This window comes from Vreelandella populi (genome assembly GCF_003989825.1).
Lineage (GTDB): Bacteria > Pseudomonadota > Gammaproteobacteria > Pseudomonadales > Halomonadaceae > Vreelandella > Vreelandella populi.
On record NZ_RZHE01000005.1, the window covers coordinates 44,553 to 59,619 of the forward strand.

At 57.8% G+C, this 15,067-nt stretch carries 9 protein-coding genes; all 9 read left to right on the plus strand.

The window, feature by feature from the left end; genetic code table 11:
• Nucleotides 1-19: 19 nt before the first annotated feature.
• The 9 genes from tssM to ELY25_RS04935 all read left to right on the plus strand — a co-directional run bounded on the left by tssM (nt 20) and on the right by ELY25_RS04935 (nt 14,897).
• Nucleotides 20-3,667 (plus strand): type VI secretion system membrane subunit TssM, encoded by a 3,648-nt coding sequence (gene tssM / locus ELY25_RS04895; RefSeq protein ID WP_126950171.1) that lies wholly within the window; start codon nt 20-22, stop codon nt 3,665-3,667.
• Nucleotides 3,651-4,238: a GNAT family N-acetyltransferase gene (locus tag ELY25_RS04900; RefSeq protein WP_126950172.1), complete on the plus strand. Its 588-nt coding sequence runs from the start codon at nt 3,651-3,653 to the stop codon at nt 4,236-4,238. Before tssM ends, ELY25_RS04900 begins: the two co-directional genes overlap by 17 nt.
• A gap of 66 nt (nt 4,239-4,304) precedes the next feature.
• Nucleotides 4,305-4,592, plus strand: a complete 288-nt coding sequence (locus ELY25_RS04905) for a type VI secretion system PAAR protein (protein WP_126950173.1) — start codon at nt 4,305-4,307, stop codon at nt 4,590-4,592.
• A 1-nt stretch (nt 4,593) separates the two neighbouring features.
• Entirely contained in the window at nt 4,594-6,672 is a 2,079-nt protein-coding gene (locus ELY25_RS04910) for a type VI secretion system Vgr family protein (RefSeq protein WP_126950174.1), read from the plus strand.
• Nucleotides 6,672-7,499 (plus strand): DUF4123 domain-containing protein, encoded by an 828-nt coding sequence (locus tag ELY25_RS04915; RefSeq protein ID WP_126950175.1) that lies wholly within the window; start codon nt 6,672-6,674, stop codon nt 7,497-7,499. The genes ELY25_RS04910 and ELY25_RS04915 overlap by 1 nt, the downstream gene beginning before the upstream one ends.
• 11 nt (nt 7,500-7,510) lie before the next feature.
• On the plus strand, nt 7,511-11,077 hold the full coding sequence (locus ELY25_RS04920) for a hypothetical protein (protein ID WP_126950176.1): 3,567 nt from the start codon (nt 7,511-7,513) through the stop codon (nt 11,075-11,077).
• Nucleotides 11,077-12,270: a hypothetical protein gene (locus tag ELY25_RS04925; RefSeq protein WP_126950177.1), complete on the plus strand. Its 1,194-nt coding sequence runs from the start codon at nt 11,077-11,079 to the stop codon at nt 12,268-12,270. The genes ELY25_RS04920 and ELY25_RS04925 overlap by 1 nt, the downstream gene beginning before the upstream one ends.
• A 266-nt stretch (nt 12,271-12,536) precedes the next feature.
• On the plus strand, nt 12,537-13,550 hold the full coding sequence (locus tag ELY25_RS04930; protein WP_126950178.1) for an AI-2E family transporter: 1,014 nt from the start codon (nt 12,537-12,539) through the stop codon (nt 13,548-13,550).
• A gap of 135 nt (nt 13,551-13,685) precedes the next feature.
• Nucleotides 13,686-14,897 carry a YeeE/YedE family protein gene (locus ELY25_RS04935; protein ID WP_126950179.1) on the plus strand — a complete coding sequence of 404 codons (1,212 nt, stop codon included), beginning with the start codon at nt 13,686-13,688 and terminating at the stop codon, nt 14,895-14,897.
• Nucleotides 14,898-15,067: the final 170 nt, after the last annotated feature.

The window sequence follows — 15,067 nt, forward strand, 5'->3', positions numbered from 1 at the left end:
GGACGAGGGATAAAGGCTAATGTGGTCAACCATAACGTCGAAGCTGAGCCGCTGGGTGCCTGGCTTGTCGCGGGCGCAAACAGCAAAAAACCGAGCCAACGCGCACGGTAATAAGGCCAAGGGACTTTTGCGCCTCTCAACGCTGCTTTGGGCAGTGCTGCTGGTCATTCTGGTAGTGGCTATCTGGTGGTGGGGGCCTGGCTGGGAAGTGCGCGGCGTGATGCCGCTGGCCCCGCTTACCAACCGCCTGCTGGCAACACTTGCGGTCGTCACGGTAGTGGCCGTTATCTGGGGGGTACGCCTTGCCCGGCGGCTGCGCGCTCTGGATGACGAGCGCCAACTGGAAGAGTCGCGCCTGCAGGACCCCATCATGTCCCAAGTGGAGCGCCAGGAAGACTCGCTCAATCAGGTACTCAACGAGCTTACCGACAGCCTGGGTGGCAGCAACAGCCGTTATCGCTTGCCCTGGTACCTGGTGATGGGCGTCGAGAACGCCGGCAAAACCAGCCTGATCAACCGCTCGGGCCAGAACTTCGCCCTGACCCACGTCATGAAGGCTTCGGGCCAGAGCAGCAAGCAGGGCCAGCTCGGTTTTGATTGGTGGATCGGTGACAAGGCGGTATTGATTGACCCGGATGGTGAGCTGCTGACCCAGGGCGCGATGGAAGGGGGCGAACCCCAGGAACTCCAGCGCCGGTTATGGGACCACTTCGTCGGCTGGCTGGAGCATAACCGCCCCCAGCGCCCGCTGGATGGCGTGGTGCTGGTGCTGGACCTTGCCCGCCTGAGCCATGCCCAGGTAGCCGTTCGCAAGGCCTACTCGGCGCTGCTGCGCAGCCGGCTGCGTGAGCTGATGGAGCGCCACGGCACCCGCCTGCCGGTGTACGTCACGTTCAGCAAAATGGACCTGCTGCACGGCTTTGATGACTTCTTCCGCCACTACTCCCGCGCTGCCCGACGGGCGCCGCTAGGGTTCACGTTCACCCCGGCATCCATGAATACCCCCGGCAAGTGGGAAGCGGAATTCGAAGCTGATTACGACGCCATGCTGGCGCGCTTGAATCAACTGATGCCCACCATGCTTTCCGAGTGCCGCGACCGTGAAGAGCGCGAATCGGTCTTTCGTTTTGTACGTCAACTGGCAGGGCTGCGCGAGGTGCTGTTCGGCTTCTTGACCGAAGGGCTCTCCAGCGACCGTTTTTCAACGGCGGCCATGGTGCGTGGCACCTATTTCACCTCGGTGTACCAGCAGGGCGTGCCGGAAGACCCGTTCGTGGATGCCGCGGCCCGGCGCTACGGAATGGATGACAGTGTTCAGCCCGCGCATCGGGCCACACGCAGCGCGCTTTATTTTACTGAAGAGCTGTTCGACAAGGTCATTTACCCCGAAGCGGGGCTTGCCGGCGACAATGCTCGCGTTACCCAGCGGCGCCAGCGCATGCGCAAGGCAAGCCTGGCGGCGTGCCTGGTGCTGGGCGTTATTCTGGTCGGCGGCTGGACACACTTCTATCAGAAAAACAGTGTGTCGCTTGCCGCAGTTGAACAGCGCGCGGAAACCTTCCTGGCCACTCAGCCGGAAGCGTTCCAGAGCGATGACCCGACCGGTTTTGAACTTCTCGACCCGCTCGACCGGTTGCGCCATGCCCTGGAAACCTTTGACGGGTACCGCACGCATACGCCGTATCTGGCGGACATGGGACTGTATCAGGGCCATGTGATTGGTGCCCAGGTAGAGCGCGCCTATCTTGCCATGCTGGAGCGTCAGTTCCTGCCGGCACTGATGATCGGCATCATGGACGACATGAACCGCGCCGAAGACGGCAGCAATGCCAAGCTTTCTCTATTGCGCGTGCTGCGCATGATGTCGGATGCCAGCGGCCGCCAGCCGGAGCGTGTCGAACGTTTCATGGCCCAACGCTGGCAGGGCAACTTTCCCCAGCAGGGCGAGGTTCAGCGGCGTCTGTTGATGCACCTGCACTACGCGCTCGAGCATAGCGATCTGGAAGGCCGTATTGCTGAAGGTAGCCCGAGCGCTGAGCGGGCCATGGCGCCGCTTCAGGGAAGCATCGCCGCCGCCCAACAGGAGCTTTCACGCCAGCCCATCGACGAGCGCGTTTACGCTGCCTTGAAGGCGTCCGGAAACCGCCAAGGCGAGCCGCTGGATCTGCGCCGCAGTGTGGGCACGCTGTTCAACACCGTGTTCATGTCGCACAACGATGACCCGGAGAATGTGCGCCTGCCGCATCTGCTCACCCGCGATGGCTTTGAGAACTACTTCCTGCAAGAGCTTGACCGGGCGACGGAGCTTGCCCTGATCGACGCCTGGGTGCTCGGCCAGCGCGATAACATCAACTTCAGCGAGGCCGACCGGCAACAGCTGCAAGTGGCCCTGCGTGAGCATTATGTAGGGGATTACCATGCCAGCTGGCGCGATGCCCTGCGTGATACCCAGCTAGTGCCACTGCCCGATATTCATCAGGCCATTGTGGTGGCAGACGCCCTGGTGGGCAGTCAGCGTCCGCTTGACAGGTTGTTGGCCGCGGTGGAGCGCAATACCAGCCTCTACCCCGAACTCCCCGAAGATGACGAGCAGGCCCGCGAGGCGTTGCGCCAATCCCAGCGTTATCAGCTGGCATTTGCCATCGAGCAGCCGTTCACGCCGATCAATCAGCTGAGCCAGGCGCGCAACGACAACCCCTCTTCACTCGAGGAGATCAAAGCCGCCGTGACGGCGCTGCGCGATTACCTGATGGAGATCGAAGAGTCGAGCAATGCCGGGCGTGCCGCCTTCGTCAGCGTGCGTGACCGCCTGTCGCTGCGCGGTAACGACCCCATCTACAACCTGCAGCGCATTGCCGACAGCACACCAGAGCCGGTGGGCCGCATGCTGCACAACCTGGCCGACCAGAGCTGGCAGCTGATGATGGTCAGCGCTACGCGCCATCTTGAAAGCCAGTGGCTGGATGACGTGGTCGCACCCTATCAAGAGCGCCTGGCGGGCCGCTATCCGTTGGCGCCCAATGCCACTCAGGAAGTGGCGCTGAGCGATTTCGAGGATTTCTTCGCCCCGGGCGGCACGCTGGATACCTTCTACCAAGACAGCCTGCAGCCTTTTATCGAAGGCGCGCCTGAATACCTGGTGGATGCCGAAGGCAATTCACTGCTGCGAGATAGCCTGTACACGGCCATTCAGCAGGCCGAGCAGATCCGGCGCGCCTACTTCAGCCGTGACGGTGCGCTGGACGTGGAGTTTGCCCTCGAACCCGTCAGCCTGTCGCCGGACAAGCGGCGCAGCGTGATCAGTGTGGATGGCCAGTTGATTGAGTATGCCCACAGTGCCAGCCAGCGGGTGTCGATGATCTGGCCAAACGCGCTGCGGGGCGGGACGGAAAGCCGTATTACGATGGTGCCAAGCGAGGTGAACCGCTCACCGAGAAGCGTTGCCCAGGATGGTGCCTGGGCGTGGTTTCGGCTACTGGAACAGGCCGATATCACCAGTGTAAGCGAGCGCGAACTCGAGCTCCGGTTCAACGTTGACGGCGGCACCATGCGCTACCGTCTGTTTGCCAATGGCGCGCCTAACCCCTTCACACGCCCGCTGGCTGCAGGCTTCCGACTGCCGTCCGCCCTTTATGCTGAGCGAGGTAGCAATGCTGACCAAACTTAAGCAGCTGTTTACCTCCGATAAAACCAAGCCGGCGGCGCGTCACAAGCGTCAGGGGAAAAAACGCTCGCGTCCTTTGGAGGACGCGCGCAATGAGGACATCGACAGCTTTATCGAGGCGGTGTATCAGGCCGATGCCAAAGGTCGCTCCCCCTGGGTGCTGCGCGATAAAAGAGTGCTCGACACGCTGCGCCGGGCGCTTGAGTTCACCGTTAACCGGCAAGTGTGGATGCAGCGGGAAAACGGCCAGGTGGCCCATTGGCAGGGTCGCCTGCTGGCGCTGCGCCACGGCGACGGGCCCCCGCTGGGCATGGTGCTGGCCTGCCGGCCGGATGACGAAGCCGCCTGGCAGCTCAAGTTTTTCTACATCAGCCGGGAGTGGAAGGGCAGCGGCCACGGCACTCGCCTGCTGATGGCGGTGAGGCGCAGTTTAAGCGGGGTGCCGCTGCAAACGCGCCTGCCGCTGGCCTGCCATTCGGCCATCGACAGCCTGGAGGCGGCGGGCTTCACCCGTCAGTACGTGGATGCGCTAGAAGTGGCAAGTTACGAAGCCCCTGCCCAGTGGGATGAGTAACCCGTCAGCGCAACAGCACAGTGGCAGGCAGGACGAATACGCGGAACCGGAACAGGAGCAGTGACAATGGGCCAGAAATTTGTACTCGTAGGCGATATGGGAACCGACCACGATGGTTTCCCCCCAACGCCCGTCACCGCGGGTAGCGGCACGGTGATCATGGACGGCAAACCGGTGGCCCGAGTGGGTGACCCGCTGGAGCCCCACGATAAACCCAAGCACCCCATGCACCCACGGGCGATTGCTCAAGGTTCCGGCACGATTCTTATTGACGGCAAGCCGGCTGCTTTAACAGGCCACGCGGTCGATTGCGGCGGCGTGGTGATTGGTTCCGGTTCAGGAGAGGGTAGTTAAGATGGCAAGCACAGGACTGCAATTCACGCTTACGTTACCCGGCGTTGATGACATCGCGGTAGTCGATTTTACCCACCGCGAGGCGCTCTCCCAGCCTTTCGAGCTGGTACTCAACCTGGCCAGCCGCGATGGTAGCCTGGACGCGGCCGAGCTGCTGGACCGCGAGGCCACCCTGACTATTTGGCAGGATGGCGAAGCGCTGCGCCAGATACACGGCATCGTCAGCGAGTTTGGCCGCGGCGACCGGGGCCACCGGCGCACCTTCTACTCCCTGGTGCTGCGCCCCGCGCTCTGGCGGCTTTCGCTACGCCACAACTCACGTATCTTTCAGAAAGTCGACCCGCTGACCATCATCAATACCCTATGCGATGAACGGGGTATTACCGATATAGCCTTTGCCGTCACCCGCGAACTGCCCGAGCGCGAATACTGCGTGCAGTACCGCGAGACCGACCTGGCGTTTATCGAACGCCTTGCCGCCGAAGAGGGCTTGTTCTACTTCCACGAATTTGAAGAGAGCGCCCACCGGTTGGTATTTGCCGATGACCCTCAAGTGCTGGCGAATTTAGGTGAGCGAACCTACCACAGCCGCGCCGGCGGCACCGCACCCACGCGCCATGTGCGCAAGCTTAGCCACACCGCCCGCGTAGCCGCCGCCAGCGCCTCGCTAAAAGACTACAGCTTCAAGAACCCCGCCTACGCCCAGCTGCACGAACACCTGGGCCGCGACGTGGAAGCCCACGGTCAGCAAACCGACTACGAGCACTTTGATTACCCCGGTCGCTACAAGGAGGACGCCTCGGGTAAACCCTTCACCCGCATCCGCTTGGAGCAGCTGCGCCGCGAAGCGATTACCGCGAATGCCGAAAGCGACTTGCCGGAACTCGCCCCCGGTGTGCGCTTCAGCCTGACCGACCACGACACGCAAAGCCTTAACCGCGATTGGCAGGTAGTGGCAGTACGCCACACGGGCGAACAGCCCCAGGCGCTGGAAGAAGATGGTATGACGCACAGCGATGCCAGCGGCATGACACGCTATTTCAACCAGGTCACCTTCATGCCCGGCGACGCCCCCTGGCGCGCCACGCCCAACCCCAAGCCCCGCGTGGACGGCCCCCAGGTCGCGTTCGTGGTGGGCCCAGAAGGCGAAGAGATTCACTGCGACGAGCACGGCCGAGTGAAGGTCCAGTTCCCCTGGGACCGTTACGCCGAACCCAATGAAACGGCGAGCTGCTGGGTACGCGTGGCCCAAGGCTGGGCCGGCGGCGGCTACGGCAGTATTGCGATTCCGCGCATCGGCCACGAAGTGATCGTTTCCTTCCTGGAAGGCGACCCGGACCAGCCGCTGGTGACCGGGCGTACCTATCACGCCGTGAACACTGCCCCGTACCCTCTGCCCGAGCACAAGACCCGCACGGTCATTCGCACCCAAAGCCACAAGGCCGACGGCTTCAACGAACTGCGCTTTGAAGACGAGGCAGGTGAAGAGCAGATATGGCTCCACGCCCAGAAAGACCTGGAGCTGTTAACGCTCAACGACCGCACCGAAGAGATTCAGAACGACAGCCACCTCAAGGTGCACAACGACCGCATCAGCGAGATCGATAACGACGATCACCACACGGTGCACGGCAATCGCTACACCCAGGTGGACGGCGACGACCACCTGACCGTGAACGGCACCCGCCACGACAACATCGGCCAGGCACAGCTGGTGGAAGCCGGGCAGGAGATTCACCACAAGGCAGGAATGAAGGTGGTGATCGAAGCCGGCGCCGAGATCACCCTGAAAGCCGGCGGCAGCTTCCTGAAAATCGACCCCAGCGGCGTCACCATCGTGGGCCCGCAGGTCAAGATCAACTCCGGCGGCAGCCCGGGTTCGGGTAGTGGGCAGGCGGCGCAGGCGCCGCAGTTGCCGGGGCAGGCGGTTGCGGAGACGCATGAAGCGACTCCGCACGTGACTCATGAAGCACTACTGGAAGCCTCGGCAGTAGAAGCCAGTATCGTGCAGCTATGCCAAAAGCAAACTGACGGCAGCTGCCCCTTGGCCGACTGCCCATGCCGTGGTGAGGCTGGCTGATGCGTTATGCATTGAACCTACCTAAACAAAGCGATAAGCGTTATTGGTTAGTCGATACGGCTAGCCTTCCAGAAAGCGAGGTATTGTGTCGCTTTTATGCTATCGCGAAGCAGCCCGATTTCCGTTGGCTCTACGATGGCACGCCCTATCAAACGGTGCGGGATAGCGGCCCCGTGTTATTGGATATCACGCACGATGATAGCGTTTGGCATCAGTGTAGTTTTGAGTGGGCGGGAGTGGCCGCGTCAGCCGTCATCGATACATCGGAATCGCTGGATGCTTTGCAAGAACGATTGGCAAACAGCCTGACCATCCAGACGCCTGGTGGCGGTTTCGGATTACTGCGTTTTCATGAGCCTGCCCTTCTGCATCTACTGCTGGGTGAGGAGCTGTTCTCGCCTGGCAATCGCTTGGCCCTGGCGGGGGAGAATGCTTGCTGGCATTGGCCGTTATGTCAGCATCAGGGGGATGTCCTCCATGAGCGCTATGACTCAGTTAACAGTACTGGGATCGAGCCGAGCGAGACAGTAAAACTGAATAACGTTACGCAGCAGCGGCTTGCGGGCTTAAGGCAGTTCTCCCGGCTGACGGTACTGCTGGGAGAAGCAATAAGCCGTTTCGATCTTCTGCAAACAGAAGAAGACATCACGTTTCTCTGGCGCGAGCTGGAACACTACTGGCACGCTACCTGGAAAGTCAGCCTGAAGCGTAAGCAGGCGGTTGAAAAGGTAGAAAGTATGCTGGCGCGTAGTGACACGCTTGAACAGTTCGTCGAAGAGTTGAGCGCGTACGTGAACGCCCCACTCTCTGTTGCGATGACACGATAAAGGACATAGGAATGCCACAGAACCACGCATGCAGCCCCAAGGCAATCTATCTGGAAATCACTGGCCATCATGAAGATAACGCCCAGAATGAATACTGGCTTTATCAGGGAGACGATGCCGTTGAACGCCTGGCTGAAGGAGATGCATCGGAAGGGCGTTTCGGGCCCATCGTCGAGTCGCAGAAAGAGTTTTTAGAAGAAGAGCTGGCAGACTACCGCCTGGTACAGAAGATAGGCGATATCGAGGTGCCGTTGCTTCAGGTAGAAGAGGTTTCGCAATGCGGCCTGATCCCCAAGCAGCGAGCTTTTCAGCATAACCTGATGGTATCGACTGTCCCCATGCTGTACCTCGACCACCATGAGTTGGCAGCAGGGCCTTGCCGGGGTGGTTTCATTTACGTATTTCTGCAGGGACGGCTGATTCGTGAATTGGTCGTCACCCGTCTCGTAAACGGCACATTACAGTTTCTCGATAGTGATATTGCGGCCTACCGTGAGCAGGGCGAAGTACCGACGGTACGGGAGTTTTCTGGGCCTGCCTTGTCTCACGTGCATCTACCGCTCAAGCTTAATGGTGAGACCACCAATGTACGCCTGGCCTTCTCTGACCATCCCTGGCCTTGGGTGCATATCGAACAATTGGAAGCCAATCCAGATCTGATCGAAAAGCGTTGCCAGCCTCTAGCGCTGAACGAGTCCGCTGTTAGCGTCATGCTTCAAGGGCAGGGACAAAACCTTTACCAGCACGGGCTTGAGGTCAACCGTGATGCGTGTGCGGGTAAAGCCTGGTTGGACTGGTTGCCGCCCATGCGCGCCCGCGATGCGGTATATGAGCAAGCATGGGGCAGCCCGCGCGACTATATTGAAGATCTTACGGCAGAAGGCTGGAGCGCACTGCTTGATCAGCTCGCCTCTGAGCGAACCTTCTTCGATTCCGATGAGCAGGAAGCCTCATTTCCGGATATTGACATGGCGCGCCGGCAGCGCAATTTCTCACCAGCGCTGCGTGGCACGCTGCTGCAACAGTGGTGCAACCCGCTGCGCTCGGATGAGGAGCAGGCCGAAGAAGCCCAGTTGGCGCTTATGCCAACACCGGCGGCCACGGAGGACTGTTTCGCGCCGTTACGCGATCAGAAGCTCTGCTGTATCTTCCTGCGTGACCCCAAGCAGGCAACCGAACACCTCATCGCCGATATACAGGCCAGCACCGAGCTGCTAATGGTGTTGGCAGAAAGCATGAAATACCACCCCCATGGCGCTTCGGCGGAACTGGTGCATGCCAACTGCTTCATGGACAAAGGTCCTGATGGTGAAAACAATCCACGCTATCTTGACGACTGGCTGGATCGCCGATTGGATAGGAGCCGAGAAAGCCTGTTTTCACGCCTGGCCAAAATCGAAGAGCGCCGCTTGGCGCGGTTACGACGTGATGAAGCGTTATCTGCACTGGCCGATCTTTGGGACGATACCGCGCCGGGCGCCCTGGTTCACACACTGCACGATGCCATGCTGTTTGATGATATCAACCTGCTGGAACCTTATATCATCCTGGCCCGTAGTATCGATATTCTGCTCAACGGAACTCAGCCGTTTGACCCGAAGGGAACGACCGACGAGCTGAGTGACTACCAATCTCCCGCACGCTGCCACTCGACTTTGGAGACGTTGTATAAGGGTGAACATCTTGCCTCAGCGCTGCTATTTGAGCCCGAGCGATGCAAAGAGAATGGCTGGGGAGAAGCCTACGCACGAGACGTAGGGCGCATCACTCAAGCTTCGCAGCAAATACTAGCTCAGGAAGCCAACGCCGCCACGATGACGGCGAATGACCTTTTGGCCCTGCAGAACCAGCTGGTCGAAGAGACCAACCCTACGGCAGATGTTATACGCCGTGTGCTCAATGGCTCCGACGCGATTGTCATCAACACACTGCCTCCGCTGATCGCCGCCATTCCCTGGCTCAAACTGGGCCAGTCCATGTCTTTGGATATCGCTTCGGACTATGCTGATCTAAAAGGGGCCTTGGGAGGTGGGCTACCGATTAAAGCCGAACTCCAAGGTGGCGGAATTGTCTGGATTGCTCCGCGCGAGTTTAAAACAGTCACCGCTGAAATGGCCCAAGCTAGTGCAGCCCTGCAGGCCACTGCGACTACTAATGCCTTGGGCGGCAATGCTGTCTCGTCATCGGGCAGCCAGGCCGTTCGCGTTACTGGCCGCGAAACGGGCGAATGGCGTTTTTATGGCGCGCGTACAGGCTATACGGCTTTTTGGGCTGTTTTGGCAGTGCTCGAAACCTTTAATCTATTAAATAGCAGCGCGGAGTTTCTTCCAAATTGGGATTTAGAAAGTGGAGCAAAGTTAGGGAGTGCAGGATTTGATGCATTTTTATTAAGCGCTCAAGGTTTAAAGCTCGCTAATAGCCAATGGAACATAGCTGTTAAGATTAATAACTTTCTGGATAGTTCATACGTTAAACCAATGGCTTGGCAAGATGCCATGGGCGAGGCTGCGCGATATAGAGGTGGTTTTACATTGGTTGCTGGTCTATTGACCACCACCCTAGTGGCTAATGATGCTTATCAACTGGCCCAGCGTGGCGAGCAGCGGGCTGCATGGTTGACCGCCGCTCAAGCTGCTTCAATGGGGGTAGCTACCGTTTACGGTTCGGGCTTTGGTGAAGCCGCCGGGCGTATATCCAAAGCTCAATTAACGCGTAATCAATTAGTCAATCGGATGCTGGGATGGGTAGGTACATCAAGGCCCGTACCAATAACGATAGTCAGCCTTGTCGCCTCTGTTTTTTTTCAATATCTAGCGACTAATAACCGAGATGATGGTTTCTCTCTCTGGGTACAGTATGGCCCGTTTGGCAGCCGTCGCGATGAGCTTGAAGGACGCCTTGCTAAGCTATCAGATCAAGAAGACGACAGTGATTCAGTCGCTATTCATGATTATCTGGTACAGCTAAGAGGGGTCAGCCCCCATCAAGCCTATCTTTACCTACTGCAGGGGCTGCATGACACCTATGCTGAACTGGTATCTCCTCGAGCGTTAGCTGAGCGAACACCGCGCTTTGCCGACTGCGATATCGCGGTCAAGTTCAGCTGCGCCGGGTTACGCTATGGCGAATTTCAGCTTCCCCCTTTAGGAGTCAGCGCCGACTACTTGGCACCGGTGCCCGATATGGGGTTCACTTATCAGTATTACTCTGTCGTAAAAGGCCAACGCTTGGTGGCCTCCGCAGAAGCGGAAGACCCTGAAGATAATGCTATCCGTTATCTGGGGATCAGTTTGCCTCGCGAATGGCGACGCACAGGTATTCCTCGTTCACATTTAGGCGTAGATCCAAACTGGCTGCGCACTAGCCGTGAGCGTTTCCAGCATGAGCCCGATTACACGCGGGAGTATCACCAAAAAGCCAATCTGGTGCGCCTGTACCTTGACGATCTAACGGGCCACGGCTCCATTCAGTTTTGGGATCGGGCTAGCAGAACCTATCAATCCATTGAGGACGAAATGACCTTTACCACGCACCCCTCCTCGTTGACTTGGGTATGGCGCCAGCAGGGAGCCCGTTGATGAGCTTGCAAAACGAACCGCTAACGCCAGCGGAAGGCTACGCAGAAACCGCCTACCGCGCCAATGCTATTCCTGAGCAGAGCTACGCTCCTCAAAATGAGATGTTGCGCGGGCGCATACTAGAAACCCGTCTGCCTTGGGGTAGTTATCTGGGGGTAAATCCTACTACTTATCAATACTCGGATCTTTGGTTTCGGGAGTACCAATATATCGGCGATGATTATCATGACTACACCATGATCAACGAGTCACGTTGGTCTAAACGAGTCGATGAAAATGCTAATGACCTATATCGAATTGCTAGGTTCTTTTTTATTATCTTTTCTCACCTTTTTAGTTTTACTGGTGGAGGTGGCTGGGTATTTACTGGCATTGCCATTTTCGTTTCGGTTGTAGGGACGGTAGGACAACTATTTGTCGATGAGCCCAGCTTTCCCTTTCTCATTATCGGCATTCCCCTGACCATTGGTGGTATTTGTGGTGTTGCGACTCTTCTCCGATGGCTTTGGGAAAAGTATGAAATAAAATTTTATAAAGGTAATCGCAATTGGTCGGATAATTATGCTTTCTGTCGCCGTACAGGTTTGATCAATACGGAAATTGGCAATTTTTCATTCTACGAATTTGATGCTTATATTGAGATGACAGTGGGTACCCAGGGGTCGCAGTTTCATTCCTTTAAATTGATTCACCGTTACCCGCATCGAAGCCGTCTCCCGCATACCAAAGATCCGCTGGAGTTCAGCTTTTCCGTGGATGGTAGTATCGCCCAGCTGTACGCTATTTGGGATATGTTGCAGCGTTATATGGATGTCTCTCAGCCGCTTCCAGACGTGCCTGAATTAGAGCCTTTCCGTCATCTCGATCCCACCACAAAGGCTTATGACGAAGCAGACAAGCGCGGTAGACCTGCTACCTACTGGCGCGATTTGTATGCCAATAGCAGCGCGGAAGAACTCAAAGCAATGCGCGAGGCGCACCGCGCCGAAGTGGATAGCACCGCCTGGGGCGGCCGCCCGGATTTGATGGAGCTTTCGGTGCCCAACTACCGAGAGACTCGCAAGGGCGAACCCGAAGACGTGAATGATTTTGGCCGTTTCCCTTGGAAGGCGGGGCAGTTTCTAGATCGTCCGGAAACAGCGCAGCCCTTGGATTCAGCAGGCCATCAGCAGAACAACGAAAAGTCACGCTGAGAGCGAGTACGGCATACATTCAGGAAGGCAGCTGCCCGTTAAGCGGCTGCCGCTTTAATGGGTGCCCCCTTTACCCGTCTTTGTAAACGGCTACGGCTGCGTATACCGTGGCTGAGGCTATCGTTTCTTCAAGCCTCTTCCTGCCAAGCACGAAAACTAAATACTGAAAGAACTAATGATCTATAGTGCTGTTCACATAAGCCGGGCACGTTACCAAGCGTGCATTAGACTTAGCGATGGCAACGTATTCACAAAGGGATGAGGGAATGCAAACCACGGATCGACAACGGACGTTTACACAATACGCGCTGATTGTATTAATGCTGGGGGTTGTGGCGTTAGTGCTTTGGCAGCTTGTGGGCCTGCTTATCTTGATTTTTGGTGCAGTGGTGGGTGCCTGTGTGTTGCAGACAGGCATGACGCCGCTATTGCGGTTGGGGGCACCGCGGTGGCTTGCGTTGTTAGCTGTGATTATTGGGTTGGTGGTGGTGCTGGGATTGATCAGCTGGGCGTTTGGGGCTCAGGTGTCTTCTGAGCTTGAAGCCTTGACCTCCTTGCTGCCCGATGCCTGGGCGCAGCTTCAGGAGCGCATTGAGGGAACATCGCTGGCGCCGCTTTTGGATAACACCGCGGAGCGGGCGGGTAGCCTGTTTGAAAACGGGATTTCCCAGGTAGGCATGGTGGTGGTCTCCATGGGGGGCAGCGTCGTCAACTTCTTCGCGCTGATTGTCGGCATGGTGTACTTTGCCGCCCAGCCCGGTGTGTATCGGCGTGGCCTGCTCTTGCTTGCGCCGGTCAAGAGCCGGCCCAAGTTGGCGGATGCGCTGGATGAAAGCGGTAAAGCGCTGCGTTTTTGGCTGGGCGGGCAGCTAGTTGCCATGGTGGTCACCGGGCTTCTAGTAGGTATCAGCATGTGGTTTTTGGGTGTACCTGCCCCGCTTGGCCTGGGGTTGATTGCCGGGCTTCTGGATTTTGTACCGTTGGTGGGCCCGCTGGTGGCGGCCATTCCCGCACTGCTGCTGGCCTATACGGTAAGTCCGCAAACGGCTCTGTTTGTGCTGATTGCCTATACGATTATCCAGCAGATCGAGGGCAATATTATGCAGCCCCTGATACAGCAACGTGCCGTGAATCTACCGCCTGCGATGCTGCTGTTTTCCCTATTTGCGGCAAGCACGCTATTCGGTGTGGCGGGCGTGCTATTGGCCGCACCATTAACCGTTGTGCTCTTTGTGCTGGTTAATCGCCTTTACGTGACGCGTGAGGAAGATGCGGAGTAGATAGAGTCAAAGGTAATAACTACTGCCGTATAAATGATTTTACGCTCATCGAACGCGGCGTTAAGCTTATAACCATTATTCTTACCGACAAAAGCGCCTTTTATAGGCGCTTTTGGCATTGCAAAAGGTGAATGTATGTCAACGATGACACCGGCGGTAACCACCAGCTATCGGGTGCCGCTGATTGCTGCAGCGGCAATCGTATTGGGCGCGCTATTGATTGGCGTAATGTTTGGAGCCAACACCGGCCTTTTAATGATTGTGGGCGGTCTATTGGGCATGGTGCTGTATCACGCTGCCTTTGGTTTTACCGCCGCTTGGCGGGTATTTATTACTGAGCGTCGTGGGCGCGGCCTGCGGGCACAAATGGTCATGCTGGCGATTGCCGTTGTGCTGTTCTTCCCCGCGCTGGGGGCGGGTACCCTGTTTGGTACCGAAGTCCGTGGCTTTGTATCGCCTATCGGGATTTCCGTACTGTTCGGTGCCTTTCTGTTTGGTATAGGCATGCAACTGGGCGGTGGCTGTGCCTCGGGCACGCTGTTTACGGCGGGCGGCGGTAATGCGCGCATGCTGATTACTTTGGTGTTCTTTATTATTGGCTCGGTGATCGGGACCGCGCATTTTGCCTGGTGGCAAAGCCTGCCTGCTTTTCAGCCGACCTCGTTGATTGATATTGCCGGTACGGGCGGCGGGATCGCGATTAGCCTGGTGCTGTTTGCTGCTATCGCTGCCTTTACGTTGGTGATGGAAAAACGCCGCCACGGCCAGCTTGAAAAGGTGCCACACGTTGAAAAATACGGCGTTGAGCGTTGGCTGACCGGCCCCTGGCCGCTACTTGCAGGTGCTGTTGCCCTGGCGCTTTTGAACTTCGCGACTCTGGCCTTGGCTGGCCGCCCGTGGGGTATTACCTCGGCCTTTGCGCTTTGGGGTGCCAAGGGGTTTGAGCTGGTGGGTGGCGATGTCAGCCAGTGGGGCTATTGGCAGGCACCGGGTAATGCCGCAGCGCTTGAGGCCAGCGTATGGAGCGATATCACCACGGTCATGAACGTGGGTATCATGTTGGGGGCGCTAGCAGCAGCCCACCTGGCTGGGCGGTTTGCGCCCAACTTCAGGATTCCGCTACGTTCGGTATTGGCCGCAGTAATCGGCGGGCTCATGCTGGGCTATGGTGCGCGTTTGGCGTTTGGCTGCAACATCGGGGCCTATTTCGGCGGGATCGCGTCTGGCAGCCTACATGGCTGGGTGTGGCTGGTGGCGGCCTTTGCCGGCAACATGCTGGGTGTGAGGATTCGCCCGCTCTTCTTTGGCGGTGTGGAAGGCCGCAAGCCCATTGCCAAGACGAGCTGATCGTCTTTAAAACGCATTAATTCGATGTCTCGCCCCGGCCAAAAACCGGGGCGTTTTTGTATCGATTAGTACTACGCTTCTACCTTTGTCGTACTAGCATGTTACATTATTGGCAAACGCCGCCAACGCCCTGCGTTGCTGCATCGCAATAGAAATTGACATGAATGAGA

Coding starts and splice junctions, on each gene's coding strand:
- tssM (WP_126950171.1), top strand. CDS start 20: ATGTGGTCAACCATAACGTCGAAGCTGAGCCGCTGGGTGCCTGGCTTG.
- ELY25_RS04900 (WP_126950172.1), top strand. CDS start 3,651: ATGCTGACCAAACTTAAGCAGCTGTTTACCTCCGATAAAACCAAGCCG.
- ELY25_RS04905 (WP_126950173.1), top strand. CDS start 4,305: ATGGGCCAGAAATTTGTACTCGTAGGCGATATGGGAACCGACCACGAT.
- ELY25_RS04910 (WP_126950174.1), top strand. CDS start 4,594: ATGGCAAGCACAGGACTGCAATTCACGCTTACGTTACCCGGCGTTGAT.
- ELY25_RS04915 (WP_126950175.1), top strand. CDS start 6,672: ATGCGTTATGCATTGAACCTACCTAAACAAAGCGATAAGCGTTATTGG.
- ELY25_RS04920 (WP_126950176.1), top strand. CDS start 7,511: ATGCCACAGAACCACGCATGCAGCCCCAAGGCAATCTATCTGGAAATC.
- ELY25_RS04925 (WP_126950177.1), top strand. CDS start 11,077: ATGAGCTTGCAAAACGAACCGCTAACGCCAGCGGAAGGCTACGCAGAA.
- ELY25_RS04930 (WP_126950178.1), top strand. CDS start 12,537: ATGCAAACCACGGATCGACAACGGACGTTTACACAATACGCGCTGATT.
- ELY25_RS04935 (WP_126950179.1), top strand. CDS start 13,686: ATGTCAACGATGACACCGGCGGTAACCACCAGCTATCGGGTGCCGCTG.